Source organism: Achromobacter sp. AONIH1 (genome assembly GCF_002902905.1).
In the GTDB taxonomy this organism is placed as follows: domain Bacteria; phylum Pseudomonadota; class Gammaproteobacteria; order Burkholderiales; family Burkholderiaceae_B; genus Achromobacter.
The window spans coordinates 4,636,450-4,662,465 of record NZ_CP026124.1; the positions used below are offsets into that span (position 1 = coordinate 4,636,450).

26 protein-coding genes are annotated in these 26,016 nt (G+C 67.9%); 6 read left to right on the plus strand and 20 right to left on the minus strand.

Translation table 11 applies throughout. The features are described 5' to 3' along the window. Nucleotides 1-122: 122 nt before the first annotated feature. Entirely contained in the window at nucleotides 123-851 is a 729-nt protein-coding gene (locus C2U31_RS21200) for a glutathione peroxidase (RefSeq protein ID WP_103274583.1), read from the minus strand. 193 nt (nucleotides 852-1,044) lie between these two features. Next, a complete protein-coding gene (locus C2U31_RS21205; protein WP_103274584.1) occupies nucleotides 1,045-1,245 on the minus strand; it encodes a heavy-metal-associated domain-containing protein in 201 nt (66 codons plus the stop codon). Nucleotides 1,246-1,405: 160 nt separating this feature from the next. Between C2U31_RS21205 and C2U31_RS21210 the strand changes: the two genes are divergently transcribed. Next, the gene (locus C2U31_RS21210) at nucleotides 1,406-3,688 is read left to right on the plus strand and encodes a heavy metal translocating P-type ATPase (protein ID WP_103274585.1); all 2,283 of its coding nucleotides are present in this window, start codon (nucleotides 1,406-1,408) and stop codon (nucleotides 3,686-3,688) included. Nucleotides 3,689-3,720: 32 nt separating this feature from the next. Next, nucleotides 3,721-4,110 (plus strand): Cu(I)-responsive transcriptional regulator, encoded by a 390-nt coding sequence (gene cueR, locus C2U31_RS21215; RefSeq protein WP_103274586.1) that lies wholly within the window; start codon nucleotides 3,721-3,723, stop codon nucleotides 4,108-4,110. Nucleotides 4,111-4,123: 13 nt separating this feature from the next. On the opposite strand, the gene rlmD is transcribed toward cueR, so the two are convergent. From rlmD to surE, 7 genes are all read right to left on the minus strand, one after another. Beyond that, on the minus strand, nucleotides 4,124-5,527 hold the full coding sequence (gene rlmD, locus C2U31_RS21220; RefSeq protein ID WP_103274587.1) for a 23S rRNA (uracil(1939)-C(5))-methyltransferase RlmD: 1,404 nt from the start codon (nucleotides 5,525-5,527) through the stop codon (nucleotides 4,124-4,126). Between the two features lie 132 nt (nucleotides 5,528-5,659). Beyond that, nucleotides 5,660-6,412, minus strand: coding sequence for a TorF family putative porin (locus C2U31_RS21225; RefSeq protein ID WP_103274588.1), 753 nt, complete (start codon nucleotides 6,410-6,412; stop codon nucleotides 5,660-5,662). 451 nt (nucleotides 6,413-6,863) lie between these two features. Next, nucleotides 6,864-7,466, minus strand: a complete 603-nt coding sequence (locus C2U31_RS21230) for a hypothetical protein (RefSeq protein ID WP_103274589.1) — start codon at nucleotides 7,464-7,466, stop codon at nucleotides 6,864-6,866. Between the two features lie 247 nt (nucleotides 7,467-7,713). Further along, nucleotides 7,714-8,490, minus strand: coding sequence for a 3'-5' exonuclease (locus C2U31_RS21235; protein WP_103274590.1), 777 nt, complete (start codon nucleotides 8,488-8,490; stop codon nucleotides 7,714-7,716). Then, nucleotides 8,487-9,365 (minus strand): peptidoglycan DD-metalloendopeptidase family protein, encoded by an 879-nt coding sequence (locus C2U31_RS21240; RefSeq protein WP_103274591.1) that lies wholly within the window; start codon nucleotides 9,363-9,365, stop codon nucleotides 8,487-8,489. The genes C2U31_RS21235 and C2U31_RS21240 overlap by 4 nt, the downstream gene beginning before the upstream one ends. A 17-nt stretch (nucleotides 9,366-9,382) precedes the next feature. Next, entirely contained in the window at nucleotides 9,383-10,204 is an 822-nt protein-coding gene (locus C2U31_RS21245) for a protein-L-isoaspartate(D-aspartate) O-methyltransferase (protein ID WP_199770865.1), read from the minus strand. Beyond that, nucleotides 10,189-10,947, minus strand: coding sequence for a 5'/3'-nucleotidase SurE (gene surE, locus C2U31_RS21250; protein WP_103274592.1), 759 nt, complete (start codon nucleotides 10,945-10,947; stop codon nucleotides 10,189-10,191). Before surE ends, C2U31_RS21245 begins: the two co-directional genes overlap by 16 nt. Before the next feature lie 180 nt (nucleotides 10,948-11,127). Between surE and plsY the strand changes: the two genes are divergently transcribed. Continuing rightward, entirely contained in the window at nucleotides 11,128-11,772 is a 645-nt protein-coding gene (gene plsY / locus C2U31_RS21255; protein WP_103274593.1) for a glycerol-3-phosphate 1-O-acyltransferase PlsY, read from the plus strand. 23 nt (nucleotides 11,773-11,795) lie between these two features. Here plsY and tsaD read toward each other — a convergent pair whose 3' ends face one another. Further along, nucleotides 11,796-12,830 carry a tRNA (adenosine(37)-N6)-threonylcarbamoyltransferase complex transferase subunit TsaD gene (tsaD, locus tag C2U31_RS21260; RefSeq protein ID WP_103274594.1) on the minus strand — a complete coding sequence of 345 codons (1,035 nt, stop codon included), beginning with the start codon at nucleotides 12,828-12,830 and terminating at the stop codon, nucleotides 11,796-11,798. Nucleotides 12,831-12,943: 113 nt separating this feature from the next. On the opposite strand from tsaD, the gene C2U31_RS21265 reads away from it, so the two are divergent. The 3 genes from C2U31_RS21265 (at nucleotide 12,944) to C2U31_RS21275 (ending at nucleotide 16,115) form a co-directional block, all read left to right on the plus strand. Beyond that, nucleotides 12,944-14,239, plus strand: coding sequence for an NCS2 family permease (locus C2U31_RS21265; protein WP_103274595.1), 1,296 nt, complete (start codon nucleotides 12,944-12,946; stop codon nucleotides 14,237-14,239). A 307-nt stretch (nucleotides 14,240-14,546) separates the two neighbouring features. Then, entirely contained in the window at nucleotides 14,547-15,569 is a 1,023-nt protein-coding gene (locus C2U31_RS21270; protein ID WP_103274596.1) for an LLM class flavin-dependent oxidoreductase, read from the plus strand. A 171-nt stretch (nucleotides 15,570-15,740) separates the two neighbouring features. Continuing rightward, nucleotides 15,741-16,115: a co-chaperone YbbN gene (locus C2U31_RS21275; RefSeq protein WP_103274597.1), complete on the plus strand. Its 375-nt coding sequence runs from the start codon at nucleotides 15,741-15,743 to the stop codon at nucleotides 16,113-16,115. Between the two features lie 54 nt (nucleotides 16,116-16,169). Here C2U31_RS21275 and C2U31_RS21280 read toward each other — a convergent pair whose 3' ends face one another. From C2U31_RS21280 to C2U31_RS21325, 10 genes are all read right to left on the minus strand, one after another. After that, nucleotides 16,170-16,757: a YigZ family protein gene (locus C2U31_RS21280; RefSeq protein ID WP_103274598.1), complete on the minus strand. Its 588-nt coding sequence runs from the start codon at nucleotides 16,755-16,757 to the stop codon at nucleotides 16,170-16,172. A gap of 40 nt (nucleotides 16,758-16,797) precedes the next feature. Further along, nucleotides 16,798-17,637 carry a transporter substrate-binding domain-containing protein gene (locus C2U31_RS21285; protein ID WP_103274599.1) on the minus strand — a complete coding sequence of 280 codons (840 nt, stop codon included), beginning with the start codon at nucleotides 17,635-17,637 and terminating at the stop codon, nucleotides 16,798-16,800. Nucleotides 17,638-17,647: 10 nt separating this feature from the next. Beyond that, the gene (locus C2U31_RS21290; protein WP_103274600.1) at nucleotides 17,648-18,421 is read right to left on the minus strand and encodes an ABC transporter permease; all 774 of its coding nucleotides are present in this window, start codon (nucleotides 18,419-18,421) and stop codon (nucleotides 17,648-17,650) included. Further along, a complete protein-coding gene (locus C2U31_RS21295) occupies nucleotides 18,418-19,416 on the minus strand; it encodes an ABC transporter substrate-binding protein (protein ID WP_103274601.1) in 999 nt (332 codons plus the stop codon). The genes C2U31_RS21290 and C2U31_RS21295 overlap by 4 nt, the downstream gene beginning before the upstream one ends. A gap of 79 nt (nucleotides 19,417-19,495) precedes the next feature. Then, nucleotides 19,496-20,266 (minus strand): ABC transporter ATP-binding protein, encoded by a 771-nt coding sequence (locus C2U31_RS21300; RefSeq protein ID WP_103274602.1) that lies wholly within the window; start codon nucleotides 20,264-20,266, stop codon nucleotides 19,496-19,498. Nucleotides 20,267-20,363: 97 nt separating this feature from the next. Next, nucleotides 20,364-21,593: an MFS transporter gene (locus C2U31_RS21305; RefSeq protein WP_103274603.1), complete on the minus strand. Its 1,230-nt coding sequence runs from the start codon at nucleotides 21,591-21,593 to the stop codon at nucleotides 20,364-20,366. A gap of 233 nt (nucleotides 21,594-21,826) precedes the next feature. Beyond that, nucleotides 21,827-23,431 carry an ABC-F family ATPase gene (locus C2U31_RS21310; protein WP_103274604.1) on the minus strand — a complete coding sequence of 535 codons (1,605 nt, stop codon included), beginning with the start codon at nucleotides 23,429-23,431 and terminating at the stop codon, nucleotides 21,827-21,829. Nucleotides 23,432-23,589: 158 nt separating this feature from the next. Further along, nucleotides 23,590-24,621 carry an LD-carboxypeptidase gene (locus C2U31_RS21315; RefSeq protein WP_103274605.1) on the minus strand — a complete coding sequence of 344 codons (1,032 nt, stop codon included), beginning with the start codon at nucleotides 24,619-24,621 and terminating at the stop codon, nucleotides 23,590-23,592. After that, entirely contained in the window at nucleotides 24,618-25,067 is a 450-nt protein-coding gene (tadA, locus tag C2U31_RS21320) for a tRNA adenosine(34) deaminase TadA (protein ID WP_233772901.1), read from the minus strand. The genes C2U31_RS21315 and tadA overlap by 4 nt, the downstream gene beginning before the upstream one ends. Nucleotides 25,068-25,119: 52 nt before the next feature. Next, nucleotides 25,120-25,968 carry an HAD family hydrolase gene (locus C2U31_RS21325; RefSeq protein WP_103274607.1) on the minus strand — a complete coding sequence of 283 codons (849 nt, stop codon included), beginning with the start codon at nucleotides 25,966-25,968 and terminating at the stop codon, nucleotides 25,120-25,122. Nucleotides 25,969-26,016: the final 48 nt, after the last annotated feature.

Below are 26,016 nucleotides of genomic sequence, written 5' to 3' on the forward strand. Positions count from 1 at the left end.
GCCCGGACGGGGCCGCGCAGGAACGCGCGCAGCGGGGGGAATTCGGCGCGCGGGCTCCACCACACAAGGCGCGGAGCCGCGCAGCATGCCGGGCCGCCCGGGCCCGGCATGCCTGATGCCTGTCAGGCGAAGTGCGCCTTCAGGTCGTCCAGGCCGCCGATCAGCGAGCCGTTGATGAACACCTGCGGCGCGGTGCCCTTGCCCGAGACGGCGCCGATGACGCGGCCGCGGACCTTGTTCTCCAGCGGGATCTCGATCGGATCGAAACCCTTGTCCTGCAGCAGCGCCTTGGCTTCCACGCAGAACGGGCAGCCCGGCTTGGAGAACACGACCACCTGGTCGGGCTTCTTGGCCTTGGGCGCGAAGTACGCCAGCATGGTGTCGGCGTCCGACACTTCAAAGGGATCGCCTTCCTTTTCCGGCTCGATGAACATCTTCTGCACCACGCCGTCCTTGACCAGCATGGAATAGCGCCAGCTGCGCTTGCCGAAACCCAGGTCGCTCTTGTCGACCAGCATGCCCATGCCTTCGGTGAAGGCGCCGTTGCCGTCGGGCAGCAGCGTGATGTTGGCCGATTCCTGGTCCTTGGCCCATTCGTTCATCACGAAGGTGTCATTCACCGACACGCACACGATGCTGTCCACGCCTTCCTTGAAGAACGCGGGCGCCAGTTCGTTGTAGCGCGGCAGGTGGGTCGACGAGCAGGTCGGCGTGAAAGCGCCGGGAAGCGAAAAGACCACGACCGTCTTGTTCTTGAAGATGTCGTCGGACGTGAGCTTTTTCCAGGTGTTGCCCTCGCGGACGGGGAACGTGACGTTGGGAACACGTTGGCCTTCACGGTTTTGCAGCATTCAATCTCTCCTTGGGGTAGCGGGGTTCTGTTCAACCACCATGGAAAGAATGATAAATCGCCACTATCGATATATCAAATTTAATTGTTTTAATTGATCGATAGTTTTAAGCAATAAGAAAATAGAAAACGCCTGATGAATTCTATGAAATCCATCAGGCGCGCGCCAGGGCCAAGGCCGCCTGGCGGGACGCTCAGACGCGTGCCGGCTCGTAGCCCGCGTCACGAATGGCGGCCTCGACCTTGTCCGCCTGGTCCGTGCCGGTCACCGTCACGCGGTGCGTCGCCAGGTCCGTGACCACCGCCGAGCCGGGCACGGCGGCCGTGACGGCGCCGGTGATGGTCTTGACGCAGTGGCCGCAGGTCATGTCGGGGACTTGGAACTCGATGCTCATGGATGCTCTCCGAAAGATTCAGGGACGGCCTGGAATGATCCCAGGCATGGCAGCACTGTAAACCTTCCCATCATGGAAAGGTCAAGCGTAGAATCAGGCTTGACCTTCCAACAATGGGAAGGATGAAACTGTGGGCTTCCCGGATAGAAAGAGACCCGCCATGAACATCGCCATCCCCGCCTCTTCCAGCGAGCTTGAGCTCGCCATCGAGGGCATGACCTGCGCGTCCTGCGTCAAGCGCGTCGAGAAGGCCCTGACCCGCGTGCCGGGCGTGGCCCAGGCCCAGGTGAATCTGGCCACCGAGCGCGCGCGGGTCGCCTTCGACCCGACCGCCGCCGACGCCCAGGCGCTGGTGGACGCCGTCGGCAAGATCGGCTACGAGGCCCGCCCCATCGCCGCCGAGGACGATCACGCCGAACGCCAGGCCGAGGCCCGCGACGCCGAGGCCCGCCGCCTGAAGCAGGCCTTCGGCATCTCGCTGGCCCTGACCCTGCCCGTCTTCGTGCTGGAGATGGGCTCGCACCTGATTCCCGCCATGCACCACTGGGTGCTGGCCAATATCGGCCGGCAGAACAGCTGGCTGCTGCAATTCGCGCTGACCACGCTGGTGCTGGCCTGGCCGGGCCGGCACTTCTTCAGCAAGGGCTTCATGGCCCTGTGGCGGCGCGCGCCCGAGATGAACTCGCTGGTGGCGCTGGGCGCCGGCGCCGCCTGGAGCTATTCCGTGGTGGCCACCTTCGCGCCGCAGTGGCTGCCCGAGGCGGCCCGCAACGTCTATTTCGAGGCGGCCGCCGTCATCGTCACGCTGATTCTGCTGGGCCGCATGCTGGAGGCGCGCGCCAAGGGCCGCACCGGCGCGGCCATCCAGCGTCTGATCGGCCTGCAGCCGCGCACCGCCCGCGTCATGCGCGACGGCCAACCCATGGACCTGCCCATCGAGCAGGTGCGCAAGGGCGAGATCGTGCTGGTGCGTCCGGGCGAGAAGATCCCGCTGGACGGCGAGATCATCGAAGGCCATTCCTATGTGGACGAATCCATGCTCACGGGCGAGCCCGTGCCGGTCGAGAAGACGTCCGGCATGCAGGCCACCGGCGGCACGCTGAACACGTCCGGCAGTTTCACGCTGCGCGTGACCCATACCGGGGCGGACACCATGCTGGCGCGCATCATCCGCATGGTCGAGGCCGCGCAAGGCGCGCGCCTGCCCATCCAGGCGCTGGTGGACCGCGTCACCGGCTGGTTCGTGCCGGCCGTGATGGGCGTGGCCCTGCTCACCTTCCTGCTCTGGCTGTTCCTCGGCCCCGCGCCAGCCTTGTCGCACGCGCTGGTCAATGCCGTGGCCGTGCTGATCATCGCCTGCCCTTGCGCCATGGGCCTGGCCACGCCGACCTCCATCATGGTGGGCACCGGCCGCGCCGCGGAAATGGGCGTGCTGTTCCGCCAGGGCGACGCGCTGCAGACGCTGCGCGACGTGCAGGTCGTGGCGTTCGACAAGACCGGCACGCTGACGCTGGGCAAGCCCACGCTGACCGGCCTGGACGCCGCGCCCGGCCATGACGCCGAGCAAGTCCTGCTGTGGGTCGCGTCGGTGCAGGCCCGCTCCGAGCACCCCATCGCCGTCGCCATCGTCGCGGCCGCCGCCGAGCGCAAGCTGGCGCTGCTGCCCGCCGAGGGTTTCGCCGCCATCACCGGCGCGGGGGTGGAAGCCGTGGTCGGCGGCCGCAAGGTGCTGGCCGGCGCCGCCCGCCTGATGGCCGAGCGCGGCGTGGACGTCGGCGTCTTCGGTGAACGCGCTGCCGAATGGGGCAACCAGGGCAAGACGCCGATCTTCGTTGCCGTGGACGGCCGCGCCGCCGCCATGATGGCCGTGACCGACCCGGTCAAGCCCTCGGCCGTGGCCGCCATCGCCGCGCTGCACGCGCAGGGCCTGAAGACCGCCATGATCACCGGCGACAACCGCCACACCGCGCAGGCCGTGGCGCGCGAGCTGGGCATCGACGAGGTGCGCGCCGAAGTCTTGCCCGACGGCAAGGTGGCCGCCATCACCGCGCTGCGCGAGGGCGGCCGCAAGGTGGCCTTCGTCGGCGACGGCATCAACGACGCGCCGGCGCTGGCCGCCGCCGACACCGGCATCGCCATCGGCACGGGCACCGACGTGGCGATCGAGGCCGCGTCCGTGGTGCTGATGGCCGAGGATCTGAACGGCGTGCCCAACGCCATCGCGCTCAGCCGCGCCACGCTGGCCAACATCCGCCAGAACCTGTTCTGGGCCTTCGCCTACAACGCCGCGCTGATCCCATTGGCCGCCGGCGCGCTGTATCCGGCCTTCGGCCTGTCGCTGTCGCCGATCTTCGCCGCCGGCGCCATGGCGCTGTCCAGCGTCTTCGTGCTGGGCAACGCTCTGCGCCTGAAGACCTTCCGCCCGCAGGCCGCGCGGGCCTGAGCCCTGCGCCGGACCACACAGGAGCCCACGTGATGAACATCGGACAAGCCGCCCAGGCCACGGGCATTTCCGCCAAGATGATCCGCTACTACGAAAGCATCGGATTGATCGGCCCGGCGCTGCGCACCGAGTCGGGATACCGCGTCTACGGCGACCACGAGCTGCACACGCTGCGTTTCGTGCGCCGCGCGCGCGACCTGGGATTCTCGGTCGAGCAGATGAACGAGCTGCTGGCGCTGTGGCGCGACCGCAGCCGCGCTAGCGCCGACGTCAAGCGCATCGCGCTGGAGCATGTGCAGGAACTGGAGCGCAAGGCCGAAGCCCTGCGCGACATGGCCGCCACGCTCAAGCACCTGGCGCAGAACTGCCATGGCGACGGGCGACCCGACTGCCCGATCCTGGAAGGCCTGCAAGGGGAATAGATCCCCCTGCGTCTCAGGCGGCGACGGGGGGGTGCTCAGCGGCCAGGCGGGCCGCCTCGGCTTTTTCGCGCGCGCGCTGCTGCGCCTCGCGCACGCCCTCGGCGTCCAACGATTCGAACACGGCGATGGATTCGACGTGACCGGTGTGCGGGAACATGTTGATCACGCCTGCGCTCTTCAGGACGTAGCCGCCCTCGTGCACCATGATGGCGGCATCGCGCGCCAGCGTGGCCGGATTACAGGACACGTAGACGATGCGACGCGGACGTTCTTCGGCCGCCAGCAGCGACAGCGCCTGCGCCACGGCCTGCGCGCCTTCGCGCGGCGGGTCGATCAGCATGCGGTCGAAATAGCCCAGGCCGCGCAGCCATTCCACATCCACTTCGAACAGGTTCAGCGTGGCGAAGCTGGTGCTTGCCGCCAGCCCGTGACGCGCGGCGGCCTCGAAGGCGCGGTCGGTCAGCATCTTGCTGCCTTCCACGCCCACCGCCTCGCGGCCCTGGGTCGCCAGCGGCAGCGTGAAATTGCCCAGACCGCAGAACAGGTCGGCGACGCGGTCGGTGGGCTGCACTTCCAGCAGGGTCAGCGCGCGCGACACCATCGAACGGTTGATCGCGTGGTTGACCTGCGTGAAATCGGTGGGACGGTACGGCATGCGCAGGCCGAATTCCGGCATGGTGTAGGCCAGCGCGTCGGCATCGGCCGGCTCCAGCGCGTGCACGGTGTCCGGCCCCTTGGGCTGCAGCCACCATTGCACCTGATGCCTGGCCGCGAACGCGCGCAGGATGGCGATATCGCCGTCGGTCAGCGGCAGCAGATGACGCAGCACCAGCGCGGTCACGCCCTCGCCCAGCGCGACCTCGATCTGCGGCATGCGATCGGGCGCGGACATCGAGGCGATCATGGCGCGCAAGGGCAGCAGCAGGTCGCTGACGTGGCGCGGCAGCACATGGCATTCGCGCATGTCGGCCACATAGCTGCTCTTGCGCTCATGGAAGCCCACCAGCACGCCGCCCTTCTTCGGCACCACCCGCACCGACAGGCGGGCGCGGTAGCGGTAGCCCCAGGTCGGGCCCTGCAGCGGCGGCAGCACGCGCGCGGGACGGAGCTTGCCGACGTGCCAGAAGGTGTCCTCCAGCGAACGCTGCTTGATCGCCACCTGGGTGCTGGGCTCCAGGTGCTGCATGGCACAGCCGCCACAGACGCCAAAATGCGGGCAGCGCGGCACCACGCGCTGCGAGGACGGACGCAGGATCTCCTCGACGCGGGCGATTTCATAGGACGGCTTGCGGCGCACGGTGGTGGCCACCACGCGTTCGCCCGGCAGGGCGCCCTCCACGAACACGACCTTGCCCTCGCGGCGGGCGATGCCGCGGGCTTCCAGGTCAAGGGATTCGATATTCAAAACGTCAGACATCTTGCGCGGTCCAGGATTACATGCAACCGCGCATTGTAAAGCGAGCGGCGGGAGCGCCGCAGCCGCCCCCGCGCGGGACCGCCGTCGGCCCGCGTCCGGGCGGGGCGCGCCCCGCCGGCCGCCTTCGGTCCCTCAGAAGCTGCGCGCCACCGAGAACACCGCCCCCAAACGTCCCGACGGATGGCCGTACTTGGTCGGCAGCCAGTTGTCCTTGGTCGCGCCCACGGCCGCCAGGCCCAGCACCCAACCTTTCAGATCCTTGGTCACGCCCAGCTTGTAGTCCACGTAATGGCTGATGGAATCGCCATTCATGTTGGTCTGGTTCTTGAGCTTCTGATAGCCCAGGTGCCCGACCAGGCCCCAGCCGTCGCCCAGGTCGAAATTGGCGGTGCCGTCCAGGTACCAGGTGCCCTTGCTGTCGGGCGTGCTGAAGAAGTCGCCGGGCGTGTAGGAGTACTTCAGCGTGTAGTTGGCGTAGGTCGCGGCCAGGTAGAGATCGGTGTTGTTGTAGTTGCCGCCCTTGGGCGAGCTGGAACCCGGGTAGTAATAGTGCAGCACCCCCGCGTCCAGCGTCAGGCCGCCGCCCACATCCCCCTTCCAGCCGCCGTAGAAGTCCATTTCCAGATTGCCGTCGGTGTAGACGAAACTGGACACATTGGAGTTCCAGTTCCCCAGGTAAAAGCCCGAGCTGTGGGTCAGGTCTATGCCCAGCTGCGCGGCAGGACGGAAGTCGGTCTGCGAATAGCCACGGAAGCGGTAGTCGCTGACGATGGCGGCATTGCCGCTGAGCGAGAAGCCGCCGCCCAGATCGGTGGGCTCGGCTTGCGCGACCGCGGCGAAACATGCAGCGAACACGAGGGGCAAGGCTGGCAGCGTCTTCTTCATGGTGCGGAGTCCTGGTCGGATGAAGGGAGTCGGCGGAACGCCCACGGGGCGTTTCCGTCTGGCCGGCCGGCGCATCGGATCAATGGCGACGGCTCGCTGCTCTTCAAGCAAGGCCCGTGCCAGGTTTCAATCCGGTGACGCCGCGCTGGCGACGGGCTGAACGCGAGGCCACGCGCACCAGAAGCGTGCCGCGCGGGCACGACTCCGCCCCTCCCGCGCATCAAAATGGGGAATGCGCGCCATGCTGGATCCAGCCCCGCTCCATGCCGCGAGTCGCCGCCCCATCCCTCGACAAGGTCCCAAAGGCGACATCCCAACAGCCATGGCCCGAGGACTCGGCCTGCGCGAGCGCCGGAAACGAAGCGGCCCCCGAACGCGGGAGCGTCGGGGGCCGGGCGGGCCAGGCGTGGAGCGCGGGTCGCGGCTACGCCGCAGGCGCCTGAAGCGTCGCTTAGTTGGCGGCTGGAGCCGTCGCTGGCGCAGGCGCGGCCGTGGGCGCGGGAGCGCCCTTGCCGTGGCGTTCCTGCATGCGGGCGTGGCGTTGTTCCATGCGCGCCTGGCGTTCCTTGAGCATGGACGCGACCTGGCTGCGCTGGGCGTCATTCAGGCTGTCCCAGACGGCCAGCCACTGATCGCGGGCCTGCTTCATCTGGGTGTCGAACTGACCGCGGTTCTGCTCGGACTGCGAGATCAGCGCGCGCGGGTCGAGCTTGCCGCTATCCAGCTGCGCCTTGAGCAGGTCATGGCGCTTGGCGCCGGCGGCGCGCATGGCGTCGCGCAGACCGCGCTGGCTGTCCTGGGCCGTCTTGACCAGCGCCTGCTGCTTGTCGTCCAGTTTCAGCTGTTCGAGCTGCTTCTTGGACACGGGTCCCAGGCCGGGGAAATAGACGCCGTCATGCATGCCTTTGTGGAAGCCGTCGTGGCGGCCTTCATGCATGGCGTCCGGCGCGCCGCCATCGACCGGCGGCGCGGCAGACACGGCGCCCGCCCCCATCGCGCCGGCAACGGCAATGGCTAGAGCGGCCAGATTCGAACGTAGAGCGTAGCGGGACATCGAGGTCTCCTGAAATTGAAGAAAGCGAGACCATTGTGCGAGAGGCCCGGTTTCAGTCAGGTTTCGCCTACGCCCCTGCTTGTTTCAGTCAATTGCGTCCCGGATTTCGACATCCCAACCGCCTTAAGAAGCACGTGGAACGCCCCCATATGCCGATCATCCCCGATAGAGGCCGCACGGATCCGGCTTTGCCGGTCCGTAGCGGCGCCCCCTGGAGGGGGAAGCGCGCAGCGCTTCGGGGGTGGGCCTACCCTTTCCAGGCGTCCAGGTATTCCTTCCAGTGCGGAGCGTCGCTGGCGGACAGCGTGTCGCGCACCAGGGCGATCTCGGCCTCGTAGGAGACGGGATCGAGTTCGCCGCGCAGGAAGCGAAAGCGCGTGTACACCAGCCAGGTGTTGACCACGTCGGTCTCGCAATAGGCCCGCACCTCGTCTGCGCGGCCCTGGCTCCAGGCTTCCCAGACTTTGCTGCCGTCCATGCCCAGCTTGCCGGGAAAGCCGCAGAGCTTGGCCAGTTCGTCCAGCGGCGCGTTGGCGCGGCCGTTGTACTTGGCCAGCAGGTCCATCAGGTCGGTGTGGCGGCTGTGGTAGCGCGAGATGTAGTTGTTGAACTTGAACTCGCGGTCTTCCTCGCCCATGTCCCAGTAGCGCGGCGCGGGCACGCCCAGGATCAGGCTGCGGTAGTGCAGCACCGGCAGGTCGAAGCCCGAGCCGTTCCAGCTGACCAGCTTGGGGGTATAGCGCTCGATGGTCTTGAAGAAGCCCGCCAGCAGCGCGGCCTCGGGATCGTCGGGCTGGCCCAGCGTCTTGACGCGAAAGCCCTGGTCGTCACGGAACACGCAGCCCACCACCGCAACCTTGTGCAGGTGCAGCGGCAGGAAGTCATGGCCGACGGCCTCGCGGCGCGCCGTCAGCGCGCGCTCGACCACTTCGGCGTCCGGCACGTCCTCGCCCCAGCCGTTGAGCTTGCGCAGCCCGTCGGCGTCGGGGATGGTCTCCAGGTCGAATACCAGCGTCGGCGTCATCGCGCGGGCAGGTATTGCATCGGGTCGACGGGCGTGCCCTGGCGGCGGATCTCGAAGTGCAGGCGCGGCGAGGTCGCGTCGCTCTGGCCGATTTCAGCGATCTTGGCGCCGCGCTTGACGTCCTGGCCGGTCTTGACCAGCAGCGCGCGGTTGTGCGCGTAGGCCGTGATGAAGCCGTTCTGGTGGTTGACGATGATCAGGTTGCCCAGGCCGCGCACGCCGTTGCCGCTGTACATGACCTTGCCGTCGGCCGCCGCGATGACGGGGTCGCCCAGGTTGCCGGCGATGTCGATGCCCTTGGTGTTGCTGTTGAAGCCCTGGGTGATCTGGCCGGTGGCCGGCCAGCCCCAGTTGATGACGCCGGCATCGGCCGCGCGCGCCGGTTTTTCGGCCGGCGTGGGCGCCGGGGCGGGCGTGGCGGTCGATGGCGTCGAGGTCGCGGCGCCGCTGTCGGACGGCTGATCAAGCGGGCGCGGCTGCGTCGAGGACGACTTGGCGGAGGCCACCGGCGTGACCTGCGTCGCGCCGCCGGCCGCGGCGCCGCCACCGGACAGCTTGAGCACCTGGCCCACCGAAATCTGGTTGGGATCGCTGAGATTGTTCCAGCGCTTGACGTTCTCGACGTCGACGTTGTTCGAACGCGCGATCTTGTAGAGCGTGTCGCCCGGCTTGACGACGTAGCTGCCGCCAGGCTGGGCCGTCGCGGTGGTCTGCTGCCCGCCGGCCATGTCGACCACGGGGGCGCGCTGGCCCTTGGAAGCGCAACCGGCCAGGACGACCAGGCTGATGGCGCCCGCGAGATAAAGCGGACGGCGCAGGCGCGGCATGGGCGCGCCAAAAGCGGTATCGGTCAGTTGCAACTGCCCGTTGAGCATACGTTTCTCCTGTTTGCTCAAGATTGTATTCCGGCGCGTAGCGGCACAAAGCGCACGGCCTCTAATTCTGTGCGTTTCCAGCTGGCGGCGCCCGTGCGTTCGATCAGCACGAGGCGCTGGCTGGTGCTGCCCTCGGGGGCGATCAGCCGTCCTCCCGGCGCGAGCTGCTGCAGCAACGCCTGCGGGATGGCCAAGCCAGCGGCAGCCACAACAATAGCATCGAACGGCGACACGCCGGGCAGGCCCACGGTGCCGTCTCCATAGATCAGGCGGATGCGGGTCGTCAGGCGCAGCGCGCGCAGGTGATTGCGCGCCAATTCGTACAAACCGCGGATGCGTTCGATGCTGTGAACCTCGCGCACGATCTGGGCCAGCACCGCGGCCTGATAGCCGCAGCCGGCCCCCACTTCGAGCACTCGGGTCGGGGCGCGGTCCTCGCAGACCGCCGAGATCATGCGCGCCACCACCCAGGGCTGGGAAATGGTCTGTGAATGGCCGATGGGCAGCGCCGATTCCTCGTAGGCGCGGCTCGCCAGGGCCTCGTCCACGAACAGATGGCGGGGCACGGCGGCCATGGCGTTGAGCACGCGCTCGTCGCTGATGCCCTGCGCGCGCAGGCGCTGCACCATGGCCTGGCGCAGGCGGTCCGAGTTCAGGCCCAGGTTGCCGCCGGACGACGGCACGGGCGCCTGTGGCTGGCGCGGCAGCGCGGCGGCGGAGATGCGCGTGTTGCTGTTGGCGGGCGTGACGCCCGGCGCCAGTCCGGAGCCGTAGCCGAGCGGACGCGGCCTGCCCGGCACCGGCTGGGACACGTCGGGCTGGCTTACGCGCTTGCGCATAGCGGCTCCGCCCAACCGCGGATCTCGTCCAGCTGGCTGTGCTGCGTCAGGTCCAGCCGCAGCGGCGTGACCGAGACCAGGCCCTGCTCCACGGCATGGAAATCCGTGCCCGGCGCCGCGTCGGCCGCCGAGCCGACCGGACCGATCCAGTAGACCGTGTCGCCATAGGGCGTGGTGGTGCGCACCACGGGCTGGGACGGATGGCGCTTGCCCAGGCGGGTCACCTGGAAGCCATGCAGATCCTCGAAACGGCGGTTGGGGATATTGACGTTGAGCAGCACCGGCGGCGCCAGCGGCTGCACCAGATGGCGTTCGACCACCTGGCGCGCGGCGCGGGCCGCCGATTCGATGTGCTCCCAGCCCTTCTCGGCGAGCGAGAAGGCGATCGCGGGGATGCCGAACAGATAGCCTTCGCTGGCGGCGGCGACGGTGCCCGAATAGAGGGTGTCGTCGCCCATGTTGGCGCCATTGTTGATGCCCGAGACGACCAGGTCGGGCCGCGCGTCCATCAGTCCGGTCAGCGCCACGTGCACGCAGTCGGACGGCGTGCCGTTGACGGCGATGAAGCCGTTCGAGGCCGTGCGCACCGACAGGGGCCGGTTGAGCGTCAGGGAATTCGACGCGCCGCTGTGGTTGGTTTCGGGCGCGACGACGGTCAGTTCGCCCAGTCCCTGCAGCGCCTTGACCAGCGCCTCCAGCCCGGGGGCCGAATAACCATCATCGTTCGAAACCAGAATTCGCATTGTGCATCCGAAAGAAAGTAAAACACGGGTGGACGGAGCCGATTGTACCGTCCGAAGCCGACCCCGGTTTGCCATACCCTTGCGATAACCCTCAACCAGATCCGGCCCCCGTCGCGGTAGAATCCGCAGCCACTACGACAACGCCGGCCCAGACCGGCCGCAACCACGGATTCCTCATTCATGGCGCTTACCGGACCTTCCCTGGCGTTCACCGCCGCCCTCGTCCTGCTGGCCTACCTGATCGGCTCGGTGCCTTTCGCGGTGGTGGTCAGCAAGCTGATGGGCCTGCAGGACCCCCGCAGCTACGGCTCCGGAAACCCTGGCGCGACCAACGTGCTGCGCACCGGCAACAAGACCGCCGCCGCCCTGACCCTGCTGGGCGACGCCGCCAAGGGCTGGTTCGCCGTCTGGCTGGCCGAGCAACTGGCTCCCGGCATCACGCCGGTGGCGCTGGCCTGCGTGGTGGTCGCCGCCTTCCTGGGTCATCTGTACCCGATTTTCCTGGGCTTCAAGGGCGGCAAGGGCGTCGCCACCGCGCTGGGCGTGCTGGTGGCGATCCAGCCCTGGCTGGCCGTGGCCACCGCGGCCACCTGGCTGATCATCGCGGTGTTCTTCCGCTATTCGTCGCTGGCGGCCCTGGTGGCGGCCTTCTTCGCCCCGGTCTACTACGTGTTCGGCTCGGGCCTGGCCTGGTACGCGCAGCCGCCGCTGGGCATCGCGCTGGCCATCATCGGCGTGCTGCTGTTCTATCGCCACCGCGCCAACATCACGCGCCTGATCCAGGGCACCGAAAGCCGCATCGGCGGCGGCAAGTCCAAGAAGTAAGACGGCTTGGGGGGGCTTCCCCCTCAGCCGGCGATCTCCGCCAGGTCCCAGCGCGGCTTCACGGTGAAGCTGTGCGCGTCCGGATCCAGCACCGCCAGCCCCGCCTTGACGCGTTCCGCCGCCGCGAAGGCGATCATCGCGCCGTTGTCGGTGCACAGGTGCAGCGGCGGGAAATAGGCCCGCGCCTTCAGCGGCTTGAGCGCCGCGTCCAGCTTGGCGCGCAGCAGCTGATTGGCGCCCACGCCGCCGGCCACCACCAGCCGGCGCAGGCCGGTCTGCTTGAGCGCGCGGATGGACTTGGCGGCCAAGACCTCGACGATCGCGGCCTGGGTGGCCGCCGCCAGATCGGCGCGCGTCTGCTCGTCCAGCCCGCCGGCCTGCTCGGCTGCCTTCACCCGCGTCAGCACGGCCGTCTTCAGGCCGCTGAAGCTGAAATCCAGGTCGCCGCTGTGCAGCATGGGACGCGGCAGCTCGAAGCGCGTCGCGTCGCCACTACCGGCCAGTTTCGATAGCGCCGGACCGCCCGGATAGCCCAGGCCCATCAACTTGGCCGACTTGTCGAAGGCCTCGCCGGCCGCGTCGTCCAGCGTCTCGCCCAGCAATTCGTAACGACCCACGCCGTCGACCCGCATCAGCTGGGTATGGCCGCCAGACACCAGCAAGGCCACGAAGGGGAATTCGGGCCGGGGGTCGGCCAGCATGGGCGACAGCAGATGGCCTTCCAGGTGGTGGATGCCTATGGCCGGCAGGCGGCGCGACCAGGCCAGCGCCTGCGCCACGCTGGCGCCCACCAGCAGCGCCCCGGCCAGGCCGGGGCCGGCCGTGTAGGCCACCGCGCCGACGTCGGCCATGCCGATGCCGGCTTCCTCGAGCACCTGGCGGGTCAGCGGCGTCACGCGCCGGATATGGTCGCGCGAGGCCAGCTCAGGCACCACGCCCCCGTATTCCTGGTGCATGGCGATCTGGGTGTGCAGGGCGTGCGCCAGCAATCCGCGTTCAGTGCAGACGGCCGCGACGCCGGTTTCATCGCAGGAGCTTTCAAAGCCGAGAATAATCATGGCGGCAGAGTTTACAACTGATGCGAAAATACGCCCGTTTACAAGAACGCGGCGAGGCGTCCACCGCCCTCGCCCGCCCAATCCGCGCACTCACACACTCACTGGGGACCCGTATGCTGGAGAAGCTATTCAAGCTGCGTGAACATGGAACCACCGTCAAGACCGAACTCATCGCCGGCCTGACGACGTTCCTGACGATGTCATACATCATTTTCGTCAACCCGGACATCCTGTCCTCCACCGGCATGGACCGCAGCGCGGTCTTCGTCGCCACCTGCCTGGCCGCGGCGCTGGGTTCGCTGGTGATGGCGCTGATCGCCAACTGGCCGATCGGCATGGCGCCGGGCATGGGCCTGAACGCGTTCTTCGCCTTCACCGTGGTCAAGACCATGGGCTACACCTGGGAGCAGGCGCTGGGCGCCGTGTTCATCTCGGGCGTGATCTTCCTGTTCCTGACCTTCTCGGGCATCCGTGTCTGGCTGATCAAGGGCATCCCGCATTCGCTGCGCAGCGCCATCGCCGCCGGCATCGGGCTGTTCCTGGCCATCATCGCGCTCAGCAGCGCCGGCATCGTGGCCGCCCATCCGGCGACCAAGGTCACGCTGGGCAACCTCACCAGCCCCGGCCCGCTGTTCGCCATCCTGGGCTTCTTCATCATCGCGTCGCTGGACGCGCTGCGCGTGCGCGGCGCCATCCTGATCGGCATCCTGGTCGTGACGCTGATGTCCATGGCGCTGGGCTACAACGAATTCAAGGGCGTGTTCTCGGCGCCGCCGAGCCTGGCGCCCACGCTGTTCAAGCTGGACATCCTGGGCGCGCTGCATTCGGGCTTCGTGCACGTGATCCTGGTGTTCGTGCTGGTCGAGGTGTTCGACGCCACCGGCACGCTGGTGGGCGTGGCCAAGCGCGCCGGCCTGGTGCCGGAAGACCGCCCCAACCGCCTGGGCCGCGCGCTGTTCGCCGACAGCTCGGCCATCGTCGCCGGCTCGATGCTGGGCACCAGCAGCACCACCGCCTATGTGGAAAGCGCCTCGGGCGTGCAGGCCGGCGGCCGCACCGGCCTGACCGCGCTGGTGGTGGCCGTGCTGTTCCTGGCCGCGCTGTTCATCTCGCCGCTGGCCGGCGCCGTGCCGGCCTACGCCACCGCGCCCGCCCTGCTCTACGTGGCTGGCCTGATGATGCGCGAGCTGATCGACATCGACTGGAACGACGTCTGCGAAGCAACCCCGGCCGCGCTGACCGCGCTGATCATGCCCTTCACGTACTCCATCGCCAACGGCATCGCCTTCGGCTTCATCAGCTACGTGGTGCTCAAGACCGCCACCGGCAAGGTCCGCGACGTGCATCCGGCCACCTGGCTGGTCGCGCTGCTGTTCGTGATCCGCTACGCCTTTTTCCCATCGGAATAAAGGCCGCGCCGTCCGCCACGGACGGCTTCGACCTGAGGGTTCCCGCCGCCAGCGCACATGCGCTGGCGGCGTCGTTTCCGGGGCATGGACTGCGTCAATCGCGCCGATTGGCAAAAGCGATCAACCCGCAGGCCGACAAGGTTGCTGCCTGCCGGGCTTGAATTCGTCGATACACTCCCCAAGTATCCCAGCATATGGAGTCCGCCTTGCACCTTGAACGCCACCCCGCCCGCCCCGGCGCCTGTACCGCAACAGGCGAGATCGGCATCGCCCGTCCGTCCTCGCCCGCGGACTGTAGGATCGCCCGATGAGCGCGCTGGCCCGCATTCCCTTTTCGATCCTGGACCTGGCTCCCATCGTCCAGGGCCGCGACGCGGCCGACGCCTTCCGCAACACCGTCGCGGTCGCGCAGCAGGCCGAACGATTGGGCTACAACCGCTTCTGGCTGGCGGAACACCACAACATCAACGGCGTGGCCAGCAGCGCCACGGCGGTGCTGATCGGCCACGTGGCCGCGCACACCAAGACGCTGCGCGTGGGCTCGGGCGGCGTGATGCTGCCCAATCACGCGCCGCTGATCATCGCCGAGCAGTTCGGCACGCTGGAAACCCTGTATCCCGGCCGCATCGACCTGGGCCTGGGCCGCGCGCCCGGCAGCGACGGCGCCACGCAGCACGCGCTGCGGCGCGGCCCGCGCAGCGGCCTGGAATTCCCCGCGCTGGTTGAAGAGTTGCGCGGCTTCCTGGCGCCCTCGCGTCCGGGACAGCCGGTGCGCGCGATTCCCGGCGAAGGTCTGGACATTCCCATCTGGCTGCTAGGGTCGAGCGACTTTAGCGCCCGCATGGCCGCCGAGCTGGGCCTGCCGTTCTCCTTCGCCGGTCATTTCTCGCCCGAGGGCATGGCCGCGATGCGCCTCTACCGGCACCTGTTCAAGCCGTCCGCCACGCTGTCCAAGCCCTATTCGATGATCGGCGTGCCCGTCATCGCCGCCGAAACGGACGAGGCCGCGCGCTTCCAGGCCACCACGCAGGAACTGAAGTTCCTTTCCCTGGTGCGTGGCAACCGGCTGCAGTTGCAGCCGCCGGTCGAGAGCATGGACGGCGTATGGAACGAATGGGAACGCGCGGCGGTCGAACAACGACTGGGCGCGGCCATCGTCGGCGGCCCGGACACGGTCAAGCGCAAGCTCGAGGCGCTGGTCGCCGAAACGGAGGCCGATGAAGTCATGATCGTCTCGGACTTCTTCGATATCCGCGACCGACTCCGCTCCTTCGAAATCGTGGCGTCGTTGAAGAACGGCGCCGGACTATCCACCCGCACCGGAGCCTGAGCGCCCCGGCCCGCGCCCGACAGGACGCCTCACCATTGCGATGCCCGCGTTCCCAGCACTATATTGACAACTCAGCGTCAGGATCGCGCATCGCCGGATCGGGCGGAAATGGCCCGCACAGCCCCGCCCCTCGCATCGCCTCTACTGCCGCCCGCGCGGCAAGGACAGAAAATGAGCATCGTTGAACTCACCAAAGACAGTTTCCAGGACGCCATCACGCCGGACGGCACGCTGATCGTCGACTTCTGGGCGCCCTGGTGCGGCCCCTGCCGCGGCTTCGCGCCCGTGTTCGAGCAGGCTGCCACCGAGCATCCCGACGTGACCTTCGCCAAGGTGAACACCGACGTCGAACAGGAACTGGCCGGCGCGCTGGGCATCCGCTCCATCCCCACCCTGATGGTGTTCCGCGAAAAAGTGCTGCTGTTCTCGCAGCCGGGCGCCTTGTCGGGCGGCCAGCTCAAGGAACTGCTCACCAAAATCAAGGAAGTGGACATGGAAAAGGTCCACCAGGAAATCGCCGCCGCGCAGGACGGCCAGGACGCCTGACCCAGCCGCGCCTTTCCGCAAAAAGCAAAGCCCCTGCACGGGGCTTTGTTTTTTTCAGGACAGGATTTCCCAGGCGGACCGCCCGCGCGTGATATTGGCGGCCGTCACCTCAAGCTCGGCCACGACCGCGCGCGGCACGGTGAAGCGCAGCGCAACGCCATCGGCGCCATAGTCTTCATGCAGCATCACCGCGCCGGCGCCGGCCAGCCGCGACTTCAGCAAGGGCAGCTCGGCAAAGCCACACTGGCAGCCCACCGTGGCCAGATCGACGATCTCGGTCCGTTCGCCCGCCCGCAGGCAGTTGGCGGCGCAGCCGCCGTAAGCGCGCACCAGCCCGCCCGCGCCCAGCTTCACGCCGCCGAACCAGCGCACCACCAGCACCGCCACCCGGTCCATGCCCTGCCCTTCGATCGCCTGCAGGATCGGCCGGCCCGCCGTGCCGCCCGGCTCGCCGTCATCGTTGAAACGGTATTCCTGGCCGATCTTGTAGGCCCAGCAGTTGTGCGTGGCCTCGGGATCGCTGTTCGCGGCGAAGAAGCGCATCGCTTCATCCACCGTGGACACGGGCGCGGCAAAGGCGGCGAAGCGGCTTTTCTTGATGTCTTCCTGGTGCGCGCAGGGCGCGGTCAGCGTGTGGCTCATAGCCGCGCATTGTAAGTGCAGCGGCCCGCGCGGCGCGCTCCTAGCCGTGGCAGTCCGGCACTTCCTGGTCCAGGTACACGTCGAAGGCCACGTCGCGCGCCCACTTGGCGGCCAGCGCCTTCCAGGCGCCGGCGCGGTCCCAGGCGCGCATTTCGGCGGCCAGCCAGGCGCGGTCGGCCGGCGCCGCGGCGGACACCAGCCACGCCCGTTCGGCGCGCGCCCCTTCGGCGGCCAGCGTCGACGAGAATTTCTTCCACTCGGGAAAGCGCATCAGCGGCTCCCACAGCGCGTCGTCGATCAGGCCCACGTCGCAATCGCCCTCTCGCACCGCCACCAGCGCATCGGAAGGCACGCGATAGGTGCGCACCTCGGCCCCCCAGGCGCGCGCCTGCGCCTGGGCCGCGGTCGCGGCCTGCGCCATGCACACGCGGCGGCCGCGCGTGTCGGCGCCGCTGCGCATGCGCGTATCGCTGCGAATGACGGCCTTGGGACGGACGGCGTAGCCCGTGCCTTGCCAGGCCAGTTGCGCGCCGGGAACGGCGGCGGCGGCCTCGACGCCCGCGCGCTCGCCCAGCACCAGATCCACCTGTCCCGAGGCCAGCGCGGCGCCGGCTTCTTCCGCGGTCAACTGGCGCAGGCTGAACTGCAGGCCCAGGCTCTGGGCCAGCTTCTCGGCAGCCGCCACGTCCAGGCCATCGGGCGTGCGGATCTTGGCGCCAGCGACCGGCGGCGGCGCCACGTAGGGCAAGCCGATGACCAGCTCGCCGCGCGCACGCGCCGCAGCAAAGGGCTCGGGCGGCGCGGACGGCGCGGCGCCGGCCAGCGGCAGGCAGATCGCCGCCGCCAGGGCCAGAAAAACGCCGATCCGTTCAGGCAGCATGATGCGCGCCTTATACGTACTGGTAACGCAGCAGGCGGTGCTTGAGGTTCTCGAGCACGAACTGGTCGATCAGCGCGGCCAGCACGGCGATGACCAGGATGTTGGTCATCACGCCGGTCATGTCCGCGATCTCGCCCGAATACGCCAGCGAGCGGCCCAGGCCCTTGCCGAAGCCGATCAGCATCTCGGCCGAGATCAACGCCCGCCACGCATTGCCAAACGCCAGCTGCGCGCCGGTGATGAGTTCGGGCATGACCGCCGGAAGGTAGACCCGCTTGACCAGCCCCCAGCGCGTGGCGCCCATGACACGGGCCGCCGACACATGCACGCGCTGCACCGATTCGGTGGCGTTCATCACGCTCAGCGCGGCTGGGAAGAATGCCGACAACGCCACCACCACGATGATGGGCGCGCTGCCGAAACCCATGACGATCAGGAACAGCGGCACCCAGGCGATCGACGGAATCGACTGCAGGATGACGATGGCGCTGCGCAGCACCTCGCGGAAGAAGAACAGCACCGCCGCCACCAGGCCGAAGCCGATGCCGGCCGCCAGCGCCAGGCCATAGCCGGCGCCAAGACGGCCCAGCGTACCCAGCAGGCTCTGGTGGAAGGATTCCTTGCCCAGGTCCTCGAGCAGGCGCGTCAGCACGGCCGGCACGCCCGGCATCAGGAAGTCAGGCAGCGCCAGCGCCGCGGCCTGCCACAGCGCAAGAATAAATACGACGCCCAAAGCGCCCGCCAGATGCTTGCGGGCGCCGGTCACGCGAGTGGAAGCGCTCAAAGCTTGCGAGCCTCTTGCCAGGACAGATCGACGATGCTGGACACGTCATACGGCTTGCCGTCGCGCGTCTTGAGCGAACCCTGGGCCTGCAGGATGTCGGCGATCTCCTGCATGCGGCGCGTGTCCTTGTCGGTCAGCTTGGGCGTGAACACCTGGGTGCTGATGGCCTCGGCGATCACCGTCTCGCGCGGCAGCTCGCCGCGCGTCAGGGTCTTGAGCGTCGGCTCGGCGATGAAGTAGGACGCGATCAGCTTGGACGCCTGGGCCGGCTGTTTCTGCAGCAGGTCGATGGCCTGGTTCTGCGCGTCCAGCGCCTTCCAGACATCGTCCTTGCGCTTGGCCAGCGTCTCGCCGGAGGTGATCACCACCATGCAGGGGAACGGCCAGGCCTGGCCCACTTCGTAGATCTGCTTGACCGGCGCCACCAGCTGGGCGATGCGGTCATAGGGTTCGAACAGGAAGGCCGCGTCCACGCGCTTGCCCACCAGCGACTGCACCGCCACGGCCGGGCTCACGCCCATGACGTTGACGTCGTCGGGCGTCAGCTTGCCCTCTTTCAGGACCACGCCCTTGAGCACCACATCGGCGGTGCTGCCCTCGGCCTGCGAGGCCAGCGTCTTGCCCTTCAGGCCGGCGATGTCCTTGATGCCGGAATCGTCGCGCACGATCAGCGAGTGATAGCCCTGCTGCGCGCCGCCCACCACCTTCAGGTCCGCGCCCTTGGAGGCCCAGGCCACCGCGTTGGTGAAGCCCAGCACGCCGATGTCCAGCTGGCCGCCGACGATGGCCTTGATCAGGTCGGTGCCCGACTTGAATTCGATCAGCTCGGAATCCAGGCCGGCCTTCTTGTAGTAGCCGCCTTCCTGGGCCACGATGGCCTGCGCGTCATCCATAACGCGCAGATAGCCGACGCGGAATTTATCGGCCGCCATCGCGGGGGCCGCTGCCAGCAGTGCCGCGGCCAGCGGCAGGGACAGCCATTGCTTGAGTTTCATCGAGTGCTCCAGGGATTTCGATTCAGGCGCGGCCCCGCTTGATGGACCGCGTATGGGAAGAATTGCGCGACGGCGCGCCTCAGGCGGCCAGCGCCATGTCGGCATGCGCGCTGGCCCCGCCTACCGAGATGCCCAGCAGCCGCAGGATCTCGCGCTTTTCGTCGGCCAGGTCGGACAGGTCGTGGCTCTTGACGCGATGCGCCAGGTTGAACTCGCGCAGCACGCGCGCCGGGCGGGCGCTGAACACCACGATGCGGTCGGCCAGGAACAGCGCCTCGTCCACGTCGTGCGTGACCAGCAGCACCGTGGGGCGTTCCTGCGCGATCAGCTGGCGCAGCACGTCCTGCAGGCTCAGGCGGGTCAGCGCGTCCAGCGCGCCGAAGGGCTCGTCCATCAGCATGGTCTGCGGCTGGGCGATGAAGGCGCGCGCCAGCGCGGCGCGCTGACGCATGCCGCCGGACACCTGATGCGGGTAGTACTTCTCGAAGCCGCCCAGACCGACGCGGGCCAGCCAGTCGCGCGCGCCGTCCCGCGCGCGGGCCTTGGGGATGTTCTGGAATTCCAGCGCCAGCGCCACGTTGTCCTGCAAGGTCAGCCAGGGATACAGCGCATGTTCCTGGAACACCAGGGTGCGGCTGGGATGCGGACCGGCCACCGGCTTGCCGTCGGCCAGCACCTGGCCCTGCGTGGGCGCTTCCAGGCCAGCGGCCAGATGAAGCAGCGTGGACTTGCCGCAGCCCGACGGGCCGACCAGAGCGACCAGTTCGCCGGTCTTGAATTCGCTGCTGAAGCCCTCTACGACGGGCAAGTCGCCGAATTGCTTGTGGACGTGGTCGAAGGTCAGGTTCATGGAAACGAATCGTGGGCGCGCGTTGGGACGGCACCTAATCTAACAATTCGTTATATGAATCCAAACTAGTTTTATCGAATTTTTTAATAACTATTGGCTATATATTTCCAGCAGCGGCCCGAGCCTGCCTGGCCGCATGCCGATACAGGCCCGTGGCGATCCCGAAACCCACCAGCACCGCCAGCGCCGCCGACAGGAAGATGGCCGGATAGCCGAAGCCGCCCGAGATATAGCCGGCCACGGGCCCGGTCACGCCCAGCGCCAGATCCAGGAAGGCCGAGTAGGCGCCCAGCGCCGCGCCCCGGCTGCCCGCCGGCACCCTGGCCACCGCCTCCACCCCGATCGCCGGAAACACCAGCGCGAAGCCGCAACCGGTCAACGCGGCGCCCATCAAGGCCAGGCCGGTGCTAGGCGCCAGCCACAGCAGCGCCAACCCGGCGGCTTCGACCAGGAAAGAAACCTGCGCCACCCGGAAGCCGCCGTAACGCGTGATCGTGCCTGCGAACAACAGCCGCACGCCGATGAACGCGCAGCCGAAGGCGCTGAGCGCGTGGGCCGCGCCCTCCCAAGAGCGGCTGGCGTAGTACAGCGCCACGAAGGCCGCCAGCGTGCCGAAGCCCACCGAACCCAGCCCAAGCGCCATGCCATGCGGAAACACGCGCAGCACCACGCTCTTGAACGCCATGCGGTGTCCGCCGACCACGGCCACCGCCTTCCGCGCCAGCGCCAGTCCCAGGCCCGCCAGTCCCAGCAGCAGCACCGCGCCGCCCAGCGCGCCCATGCTCCATTCCCTTTCCAGGTACACGCCCAGCGGCGCGCCCAGCGCCAGGCCGCCATAGGTGCAGATGCCGTTCCAGGAAATCACCCGCGCGGTGTGTAGCGGCCCAACGCGCGCGATGGCCCAGGTGGCCGCGCCCGTGCCGACCCAGCTCTCGCCGAAACCCAGCGCCAACCGGCTGGCGATGATGGCGGACAGGCTGAGCCACGCGCTGCGCTCGAAGGCATAGGCCAGCAACAGGAACACGCCGCTGACGGCGCAGGCCGCCATGCCGACGACGGCGGTCTGCTTGGGGCCCACCGTGTCCGCCATGCGTCCGGCGTGCGAACGGCTCAACAGCGTGGCCGCGTACTGCACGCTGATCGCCAGCCCGGCCAGCACCGAGCCGTAGCCCAGTTGCCCATGCACATAGCCGGGCAGCACCGCCAGCGGCAGGCCGATGGCCAGATAGCAGATGAAGGTGAAGAAGGCGATGGCGACAATGCGCACGGTCAGCGCGAAGGCGCTCAATTGCGCGCCATCGGGCGCGGTGTGGGTAGAGGGAGGCATGGCTGCGAGACGCTGGCCGCTGAAATGACATCCGGCGGTCCGCGAAAAAACGTGGGAGGAAGAAACGCGGCCGTGGCTGTTGGGCGGAGCCGGGCCGCGCCGATGATAGCGCGGCGCGTATTGCGGTTTGCTGAAAGCCGCCGATCCAGAACGACATGGCGGCCGGCAAAAGCAAACGGCGCACCGTCAGGCGCGCCGTTTGCAGCCGGCGGGCGCAAGACCCGTCAGCAGGCTCAGGCTTCGATGCCGCGCGAGGTCAGGTAGTCCTCGTAGCCGCCACGGTAGTCGACGATTTCGCCGGATGGCAGGATCTCGATCACGCGCGTGGCCAGGCCGGACACGAACTCGCGGTCATGCGACACGAACACCAGCGTGCCCTGGTATTTCTCCAGCGCGAACTGCAGCGATTCGATCGATTCCATGTCCAGGTGGTTGGTCGGCTCGTCCAGCAGCATGACGTTGTGCCGGCCCAGCATCAGGCGGCCGAAGGTCATGCGGTTCTTCTCGCCGCCGGACAGCACCTTGGGCGCCTTGGGCAGATCGTCGGCCGAGAACAGCAGGCGGCCCAGCACAGAGCGGATGGACTGGTCGTCGTCGCCCGGCTGGCGGTGGTCGCCCATCCAGTCCAGCAGGTTGCTGTCGGTCTGCAGGAACTGGTCGGACACGTCCTGGGCCATGTAGCCTAGGTCGGCGTTTTCCGACCATTTCACCGTGCCGGAATCCGGCGCCAGGTCCGTGGCCAGCAGGCGCAGCAAGGTGGTCTTGCCGACGCCGTTGGCGCCGATGATGGCGATCTTCTCGCCGGCTTCGACCATGGCCGAGAAATTCTTGATGACCGGCGCGTCGTAGGACTTGGTCAGGTGCTCGACGTTGACCGCCTGGCGGTGCATGACCTTGTTCTGCTCGAAGCGGATGTACGGGTTCTGGCGCGACGAGGGCTTGACCTCGACCTGCTCGGCCTTGATGCGGTCGATCTGCTTCAGGCGCGAGGTGGCCTGGCGCGACTTCGACTTATTGGCGGCGAAGCGGCGCACGAAGTCCTGCAGTTCGGCGACGCGTTCCTTGGCCTTGGCGTTGTTGGACACCAGGCGCTCGCGAGCCTGGGTCGAGGCCAGCATGTAGTCGTCGTAGTTGCCGGGGTAGATGCGGATCTCGCCATAGTCCACGTCGGCCATGTGCGTGCACACCTGGTTCAGGAAGTGACGATCGTGGCTGATGATGATCATAGTGCTCTGGTAGCCGTTGAGCACGTTCTCCAGCCAGCGGATCGTGTTGATGTCCAGGTTGTTGGTCGGCTCGTCCAGCAGCAGCACGTCGGGATTCGAGAACAGCGCCTGCGCCAGCAGCACGCGCAGCTTCCAGCCCGGCGCCACTTCGCGCATCGGCAGGTTGTGCAGGTCGACGGCGATTTCCAGGCCCAGCAGCAGCTCGCCGGCGCGCGCCTCGGCGGTGTAGCCGTCGTATTCGGCGAACTTGGCCTCCAGGTCGGCGGCGCGCATGTAGTCGTCTTCGCTGGCCTCGGGGTTGGCGTAGATCGCGTCGCGCTCGGACATGGCCGACCACATTTCGGTGTGGCCCATCATGACCACGTCCAGCACGCGGAAGTCCTCGAACGCGAACTGGTCCTGGCGCAGCTTGCCCAGGCGCACGCCCGGCTCCAGCGACACGTTGCCCGCCGAGGGTTCCAGGTCGCCGCCGATGATCTTCATGAACGTCGACTTGCCGGACCCGTTGGCCCCGATCAGCCCGTAGCGGTTGCCTTCGCCGAACTTGACGCTGACGTTCTCGAACAGGGGCTTGGGACCGAACTGGATGGTGAGATTGGCGGTTGAGATCACGGTGTCTTGGAGCGGGGATATGAAAGTTGCCCGAACGGCGCGGCCGAAGACGCGCCTGGGAAAACCCGATAGTGTAGCAAGCCCGGACGACAAACCGCCCGGCGCGGGCCCGGGCGGCGGAAAATCGGGACAGGACAGCCCCGACCACGCGTGTAGGCTTACCCCATATGCTCGTCGATCACCAGGTGCGCCATGCCCGGCTCGGTGGCCAGGCCGACCTTCTGTCCGATCGGCAGCGTGGCCTTGGTGGCGACGTGGCCGTAGGGCAGGCCCGTGACCACCGGCACCTTGACCGTCTTGCGCAGCCAGGCGACGACTTCGTGCAGGTCATAGCCATTGTCGTGCGGCGCCAGCTTGTAATCGCTGAAGCGGCCCAGCACGATGGCCTTCTGCTTGTCCAAGATGCCGGCTTGCCACAGCTGGATCAACATGCGCTCGACGCGGTAAGGATGCTCGGCCACGTCCTCCAGGAACAGGATGCCGCCGCGCACCTTGGGCATGTACGGCGTGCCCAGCAGCGACGCCACCATCGCCAGGTTGCCGCCCCACAGGATGCCGCGGCAATCGACCGGATCGGCGTCCTGGGTCTCGAAGCTGAGAATCTCCAGCTCGCCACGCATGATCTCGCCGAACAGCGCCTCGGTCAGGTCGTCGACCTTCTTGCCGCCGAAATCGGCGACGGCGGTCGCGCCGGTGTAGCTGACCGCGCCGGTCTTGGCCAGCAGGGCCAGGTTGAAGGCGGTGAAGTCGCTCAGGCCGACGAAGCGCTTGCCGCTGTCGGCCATGGCCTTCCAGTCGATCAGATGCAGCAGCCGACCCAGGCCGTAGCCGCCGCGCGTCGCCATGACGATGGGCAGCTTCTGCTTGGTGGCGCGCGTCAGGCCGGCCAGACGCTGGGCGTCGGTGCCGGCAAAGCGCTGGTGCACGGCCAGCGCCGTGCGGTCCAGCGCGGTCTTGAAGCCCTGGGCCTCCAGGCGCTGGCGCGCCAGCGCCACGGTGTCGGGATCGCGCACGGCCGAGGACGGCGAAATCAGGTAAATGCCGCGCGCGTCCGGCAGCGCGTGGGGATGATCATGGTCGTGGCCGCAGTCATCGTCGCAGACATGGCCGTCGTGGTCATGCGCGTGCTCGTGGTGGGCGTCGTGATCGTGGGCGGCCTTGGACTTGCCGCTCTTGGACTTGCTGCTCATGCTTTGGATTCCTTGCTGCGGCGCTCGCGGAAGAACCGGCGCAGCAGGTCGCCGCAGGTTTCCGCCAGCACGCCGCCTGTGACCGAGGTGTGGTGATTGAGTTTGGGGACGGCGCCGACATCCAGCACGCTGCCGCAGGCGCCCGTCTTGGGATCATGCGCGCCGAACACCACCCGCGCCAGGCGCGCGTGCAGCATGGCGCCGATGCACATGACGCAGGGTTCCAGCGTGACATAGACGCTGATGCCCGGCAGCCGGTAGTTCTCCAGCTGCGCGGCGGCGGCGCGCAGCGCCACGATCTCGGCGTGCGCGGTGGGATCGTGGTCGATGATGGTGCGGTTGTAGCCGCGGCCCAGGATGTCGCCCTGCGCCGACACCACCAGCGCGCCCACCGGCACCTCGCCGATGTCGTAGGCCTCCTGCGCCAGTTCCAGCGCCAGCCGCATGAACTGCTCGTCCTGGGCTGTCCACAGTGCGGGCGGCGCGATCAGCGCCGCCTCAGCCACGGTACACCCGGGACTTCAGCGTGATGCGGCCAGCCAGGCTGGTGACGGCCTCTTCCAGCCATTGATACAGCTCGGCGTTCTCGTCGTAGCGGGCCTGATTCAGGTTGGACACCCGGCCTTCCTCGATGAAGCCCCAGGCGCGGCTACGCTTGTCGCGGTGCTTGGGGTCCCACACGCCGAAGGCGAAGCCGCCGGCGCGGCGGATCAGCGAGAAGCACGGAATGTCGGTGTAGCCATCGCCGACGAAGACCATCTGGTCAAATGGCACGCGCAGGCGGTCCTCGGGCACCTTGCGGTTGACCTCGAACGGCTTGTTGCGGAACTCCCGTCCGATGATGCCCTTCTGGATGTGGAACAGGTAGCGCGTCTTGTCGGTGAAGCTGACGATGCGGCGCGGAAACTCGATGCCGCCGTCGGCGCCATAAGTGAACTCGGACGCCCAGATCTCTGTGAACTCGTGGGCGATGGGCGTGGAACGCACCACGTCGCCGATGCCGCTGGAGATCAGGTAGAACTCCAGCTGCACCTGCGGATGCTCGGCGCGCACCGCCGCGCGCAGGCGCGGGAACAGGGTGGAAACGCCTTCGTGCAATTCCAGCCGCGCGCCCCAGTCACGCAGGCGCTGCTGCGTGATCGGGCCGTGCTGGCCGGCCTGCGACAGCTGAATCATCTTGTACAGATAGGCGGGCACCGGATCCCAATCGTGATGGGTCAGCAGCGGATCGACCTGGTCTTTCCAGAAACTGGCGGTGTCCACGCCGATGCTGCCCAGGAACCCGGACGTGCTGTCCGAGGCCAGCGTGTCGTCGAAGTCGAAAATCAGGGCGATGACGTCGGACATGGATATGCGTGTGTGAGGGCGACAGCCGCCATTTTGCCTGATTGCGGC

Bases quoted from the DNA above. Each gene is read 5' to 3' on its own strand.
- plsY (WP_103274593.1), top strand. From the start codon at position 11,128: ATGGCGCTTACCGGACCTTCCCTGGCGTTCACCGCCGCCCTCGTCCTG.
- C2U31_RS21325 (WP_103274607.1), bottom strand. From the start codon at position 25,968: ATGTCCGACGTCATCGCCCTGATTTTCGACTTCGACGACACGCTGGCC.
- C2U31_RS21265 (WP_103274595.1), top strand. From the start codon at position 12,944: ATGCTGGAGAAGCTATTCAAGCTGCGTGAACATGGAACCACCGTCAAG.
- C2U31_RS21305 (WP_103274603.1), bottom strand. From the start codon at position 21,593: ATGCCTCCCTCTACCCACACCGCGCCCGATGGCGCGCAATTGAGCGCC.
- surE (WP_103274592.1), bottom strand. From the start codon at position 10,947: ATGCGAATTCTGGTTTCGAACGATGATGGTTATTCGGCCCCCGGGCTG.
- C2U31_RS21280 (WP_103274598.1), bottom strand. From the start codon at position 16,757: ATGAGCCACACGCTGACCGCGCCCTGCGCGCACCAGGAAGACATCAAG.
- tsaD (WP_103274594.1), bottom strand. From the start codon at position 12,830: ATGATTATTCTCGGCTTTGAAAGCTCCTGCGATGAAACCGGCGTCGCG.
- C2U31_RS21210 (WP_103274585.1), top strand. From the start codon at position 1,406: ATGAACATCGCCATCCCCGCCTCTTCCAGCGAGCTTGAGCTCGCCATC.
- C2U31_RS21300 (WP_103274602.1), bottom strand. From the start codon at position 20,266: ATGAACCTGACCTTCGACCACGTCCACAAGCAATTCGGCGACTTGCCC.
- cueR (WP_103274586.1), top strand. From the start codon at position 3,721: ATGAACATCGGACAAGCCGCCCAGGCCACGGGCATTTCCGCCAAGATG.
- tadA (WP_233772901.1), bottom strand. From the start codon at position 25,067: ATGCGGCTGGCGCTGGAACTGGCGCAGGAGGCCTACGACATCGGCGAG.
- C2U31_RS21230 (WP_103274589.1), bottom strand. From the start codon at position 7,466: ATGTCCCGCTACGCTCTACGTTCGAATCTGGCCGCTCTAGCCATTGCC.
- C2U31_RS21275 (WP_103274597.1), top strand. From the start codon at position 15,741: ATGAGCATCGTTGAACTCACCAAAGACAGTTTCCAGGACGCCATCACG.
- C2U31_RS21205 (WP_103274584.1), bottom strand. From the start codon at position 1,245: ATGAGCATCGAGTTCCAAGTCCCCGACATGACCTGCGGCCACTGCGTC.
- C2U31_RS21315 (WP_103274605.1), bottom strand. From the start codon at position 24,621: ATGAGCAGCAAGTCCAAGAGCGGCAAGTCCAAGGCCGCCCACGATCAC.
- C2U31_RS21200 (WP_103274583.1), bottom strand. From the start codon at position 851: ATGCTGCAAAACCGTGAAGGCCAACGTGTTCCCAACGTCACGTTCCCC.
- C2U31_RS21295 (WP_103274601.1), bottom strand. From the start codon at position 19,416: ATGAAACTCAAGCAATGGCTGTCCCTGCCGCTGGCCGCGGCACTGCTG.
- rlmD (WP_103274587.1), bottom strand. From the start codon at position 5,527: ATGTCTGACGTTTTGAATATCGAATCCCTTGACCTGGAAGCCCGCGGC.
- C2U31_RS21240 (WP_103274591.1), bottom strand. From the start codon at position 9,365: ATGCTCAACGGGCAGTTGCAACTGACCGATACCGCTTTTGGCGCGCCC.
- C2U31_RS21285 (WP_103274599.1), bottom strand. From the start codon at position 17,637: ATGCTGCCTGAACGGATCGGCGTTTTTCTGGCCCTGGCGGCGGCGATC.
- C2U31_RS21225 (WP_103274588.1), bottom strand. From the start codon at position 6,412: ATGAAGAAGACGCTGCCAGCCTTGCCCCTCGTGTTCGCTGCATGTTTC.
- C2U31_RS21245 (WP_199770865.1), bottom strand. From the start codon at position 10,204: ATGCGCAAGCGCGTAAGCCAGCCCGACGTGTCCCAGCCGGTGCCGGGC.
- C2U31_RS21235 (WP_103274590.1), bottom strand. From the start codon at position 8,490: ATGACGCCGACGCTGGTATTCGACCTGGAGACCATCCCCGACGCCGAC.
- C2U31_RS21270 (WP_103274596.1), top strand. From the start codon at position 14,547: ATGAGCGCGCTGGCCCGCATTCCCTTTTCGATCCTGGACCTGGCTCCC.